This is a genomic window from Candidatus Zixiibacteriota bacterium (assembly GCA_020853795.1).
GTDB lineage: Bacteria > Zixibacteria > MSB-5A5 > CAIYYT01 > CAIYYT01 > JADJGC01.
In genome coordinates this window covers 1-4547 of record JADYYF010000093.1, presented here as the reverse complement: position 1 = coordinate 4547, position 4547 = coordinate 1, and the positions used below count along the sequence as shown (strand labels likewise).

The 4547-nt window shown below is 57.7% G+C and carries 2 protein-coding genes; one reads left to right on the top strand and one right to left on the bottom strand.

The annotated features are described in order from the left end of the window. Positions 1 to 2499, bottom strand: a 2499-nt coding sequence (locus IT585_07300) for a protein kinase (protein MCC6963042.1), incomplete at its 3' end; no start/stop codon positions are given. A gap of 250 nt (positions 2500 to 2749) precedes the next feature. Between IT585_07300 and IT585_07295 the strand changes: the two genes are divergently transcribed. After that, the coding region (locus IT585_07295; GenBank protein MCC6963041.1) for a VCBS repeat-containing protein at positions 2750 to 4547 on the top strand (1798 nt) is incomplete at its 3' end.

Sequence of the window (4547 nt, the reverse complement as noted above, 5' to 3'; positions counted from 1 at the left end):
GGGCGGATAATTGCGAATCTTGTCGAAGCCGGAGAAATTGCGGACGAAGGCGACCGAGAAATTCGCGGGGCTGATCAGAATTTGGCGCAGAAGACCGACGGCGGAATCGAAATCATCGGTCATGACGCAGACCAGTGACATTAATTCCATGAGGAAGGTCCCCAATACATGATCTTTGCCGGAGGGAACAAGTTCGAGGGCGCGTAGTCCGGATGCATGTGCAAGGTCACGCTTGCCGATGCCGGCGAGAGCGATGGCCAGATGCATGTGAAGGCGGGCATCATCGGCTTGGGTCTTGACGCGGGTCTCCAATAAGACGCGAGCGGAGTCGTAGGCACTTACACTTTCTGCTTGGTGACCCAGGCGCGCGGAGATACGAGCTTTCACGATGAAATAGATTTCCATCTCGCCTTCGTCAACCCAAAGGTCTTTGACCATGACATCATAATCATGGTTGAAGTAGCGTACGAGAGCATCAAGCAGAATCCACTCAACGCCGAGTTCGGTCGGGTTCAGATGTTTGGAGGCATCGCGGATGACTGCGGCCGCTTGATCGAGATTCCAGTCGCGCAGGACGCAGGCCATGGCCTTCTTGACATAGAGGTCGGACCAGGCCGGCGCGAGCCAGAGGCAGTGGTCGAGAATCGGGATGGCCTCGTCATAGCGCCGCAGCAGCAGGAGTGTGTTGGCGCGCTCATAGGTGATCAGTGCCGATTTCGGGTCGAGGTCGCTGGCGCTCTCGATCGAGCGCAGCGCCTCGTTCCATTTGCCCAAGCGGCGCATGATATATCCCTTGGAGGCGAGGATACTGGCATCGTTGGGGCGGCGAGAACTGACACTGCTGAATTGCTCAAGCGCCTTGACATAATCGGTCATGCCGTAGTAGTAGTAGTAGCCGAGCGCCTGCTTGGCCTCCGGTGATTCGGGCGCAATCGAGAGCGCGCGATCGACGCATTGTTTGGCCTGGGCCAATCGTTCGGCGGTATGGTCGTAGTGGAACCAGTACATTGAGATGTGGGCGCGGGCGAGACGCGCGTGCGCATGGGCGAAGCGCGGATCGATTTCGACGGCGCGGCGGTAAAGATCGATGGCGCGATGGAGGTCTTCCTCGGCGAGGCTGTGGGGGAAGATTTCGTTGGCCCGCAGGAAGCAATCGTAGGCTTCAACACTGGCGGTATGGCGGTCGGCGAGCATGCTCAGTTCCGGCTCGCCGAGCAAGACCCCGAGAGCCCGGGCGACTTGTTCGCCGACCTCGGACTGGACGGCAAAGATTTCATTGACCTCGCGATCGTAGGACTCCGACCAACGTACGGTGCCATCGGCGGCGTTGACTAATTCGACGTGAATGCGGACAAAGGGCTGGGTCCGGGCGGTGTCCCAGCCGAGCGAACCAAGCAACAGGTAGCCGCAGCCCAGCTCGGCACCGATCGCGCGCGGACTTTGCTCGCCCATCCGGTATTTTCTCGAGCTGCTGAAGGAAATGACCTTCAGTCGCGCCAGCCGTGACAGGTAACCATTGATTTCCTCGGCGACGCCGTCGGCAAAGTAGCTGAGATCGTCGCGACCGCGATTGTCAAAGGGAATCACGGCGACGGAGACCCGCTCGGCGGTGATGGGGAGCGGAGCACGCGCTTCCGCTTTGGCGCCGGAGCGCAGATCGTCGGCCATGGCGCGGATGGACTGATAACGTGCTTCGGGAGCCTTCTGCAGAGCGCGGTCAATCACGCGGCACAATTCGGGAGGGACTTCGGGATTCAGGGAGAGAATGTCATTGTAGGGCAAGTGCACGACAGCGAAGAGCACGGCCATGGTGTGCTCGCCGCTGAAGGGCAGTCGATGGGTGACGATTTCGTAGAGCAGAGTTCCCATCGAGAAGACGTCGGAGCGAACATCAAGCGGGCGGCCCTGGGCTTGCTCCGGCGACATGTAGTGCGCCGTGCCGACGATGTGGCCGCTGGAGCTTTCGGCGGACGATCGCTGCAGTTTGGCCAGACCGAAATCGAGAATCTTGGCGTGGCCGTCTTTGGTGATCATGACATTGCCGGGCTTGATATCGCGGTGAACGATTTGATGATCGTGCGCTGCCTGCAGACCGTCGCAGATCTGGAGAAAGATGCGTAGGCCCTGCTCGAGACTAAGTTGGCCGCGTTGCAAGAGGTCCTTGAGACTCTCCCCCTCGATGTACTCCATCGCGATAAACTGAGTGCCGGCCGAATCGCCGATTTCGTGGATGATAGCGATATTCGGGTGATTCATTGCGGCCTGCTTCTGGGCTTCGCGCAGGAAGCGTCCGCGCATTTCAATGTCGGCGGCGTATTCGGGCGCCAGGAGTTTGACGGCGACGTCGCGTTTGAGTGTCTCGTCGAAGGCCTGGAAGACGAAGCCGGAGCCGCCGCGGCCGAGCAGGCGCGTCAGGCGATAGTGGCCGATCTGAGAGCCGGCCGAGGAGTTGAAGTCCGCGGTTTCATCGAGCGGACGGCCGTGATCGTGCTCAGCCAACGAAGAGTCCCTCCCTGAAAGTTGTCTTTAGACAGCCCGAATGTAGTGGCTGTTGATAATTATACATTTTTGTCTTGGTTTGTCAACGGGTGCGTGAACGAAAGCGGTGGGATGATCCAAGTTATTGGGATCGAGGAGGCGAGGCGGGTCGGTGGGAGTTTGGGTCGATGTTGCGGGTATTTTGTTGACTGTGTGGTCGATCTTTGGTATACTCCAGTAGTTTACTTCAACCACACCCCGGGGAGGCATAGTGGCATCTTTGAAGGCTCTGTTTTTCCTAACGCTTGTGCTAATCGCAGCAAGTTTGAATTCGATTTTTGCGTTCTGCTTCGATCCAGCACAGAACTTCCCAGCTGGCTTAGGTCCATCAAGCGTTTTCTCGGGCGATCTGGACGGAGACGGCGATCAAGATCTGGCAATTACGAATCGAGACAACGACAGCATCTCGATCTTAAGGAATAATGGGGACGCATCCTTCATCGATAGATCTGATTACAGTTGCGGCCCTAGCGGCTCGTCGCCACACTCCGTCTGTGCCGCGGATATGGATGGCGACGGAGATTTAGACTTGGTCGTCGGGAACTACTACGGGAACGTCACTGTCTTGAAGAATCATGGGGACGCGACATTTTCCGCTCCAAGTAGCTTTTTGGCAGGAACGCACCCGTGGAAGGTTGTGGCCGCCGATTTCGATGACGACGGAGATCAGGATGTTGCCGCTGCAAATGATGGCACCGCTGACGTCACCATATTGAAGAACGATGGCAATGGCATGTTGACAGTCGCGGTGAACTACCCCGTCGGTTCTCATGCTCGCTCCGTATACGCCAGTGACTTGGACGGGGACGGCGATCGAGACTTAGCCATCGCTACTGCTGTTAGTCCAAACATCGCAATTCTTGTTAACGATGGCGGGGGAAACTTTTCCGGAGCCGTGAACTATGCAGCTGGAAGCGATCTCAAGTCAATCGTTGCTGGGGATCTTGATAGGGATAACGACCAAGACCTAGCGGTTACAAACGGAGATGGAGACGTTATCTCGGTCTTGAAGAATAACGGAAATGGGACATTTGCTGCCGCCGTCGCCTATCCGGTGGGGGACTTTCCCCGGTCACTGTTCCCCGCCGATCTCGATGGAGACGGATTCAAGGATTTGGCCGTAGCGAACAACAATAGCCATAGTATCTCGATTTTGCAGAATAATGGTGACGGGACATTTGCAACCGCAGTAAATTATTCAGCGACCTGGGGGCCAACGTCACTTCTTGTTGCCAACCTGGATGGCGATGGAGACCTGGATCTTGCAGTATCAAACGGAAACAGCAGAGACGTTTCCGTACTGAGAAACTGCTTGGCTGACAGTGATGGCGACGGCATGCCCGACGTCATCGACAACTGCCCATCCGCCTACAACCCCTCCCAAGCCGACACCGATGCCGACAGCATCGGCGATGCGTGCGATGAGTGCATTGACATCGATCCGGCACCGTGGGGGTTCGGCAACAGCGAGGGGAGCATGTGGCCACGTTCTTGGTGGCAGCAGTTCAACTACTGCTATCCGAACTCGCCGTGCAATCTCTACTGCCTCTTGTGCCAGCCCGCCGATTTCCCGAACTGGGATCTCTTCGCTGCGGCGATCGGGGAGTCACAGGCCTACTTTGACCCGCCGCCAGGAGCGGTCAGATATCGCCCGTCGGCGTTGGCGCAGTGGGAGGCTCTGCGCGGCGCCTGGACCGGATCGTGCTTTGGGTTCGCAGCGACGACAAGCTTGTTCCACGACGGGATCTTTGAACTCGACTACGAATTCCCGGGTTACGCGACGCTCGCGCAGGTGCCACTCGATGCCGCCGCGCGCGCAATGATCAACAAGCACTATCTCTATCAATTTGGCTTCGACCAGCAGAAGCTGATCAATGCGGCCTATACCAGCATCACACCGGCGCAGACGCTGGCGGCGTGCAAGGAAATGTTCAACAAGACGCCGCGCAACGATCGGGTGCTGATGATGTTCAATCAGTCGAGCAGCGGCGGTCATGCGGTGGTTCCCT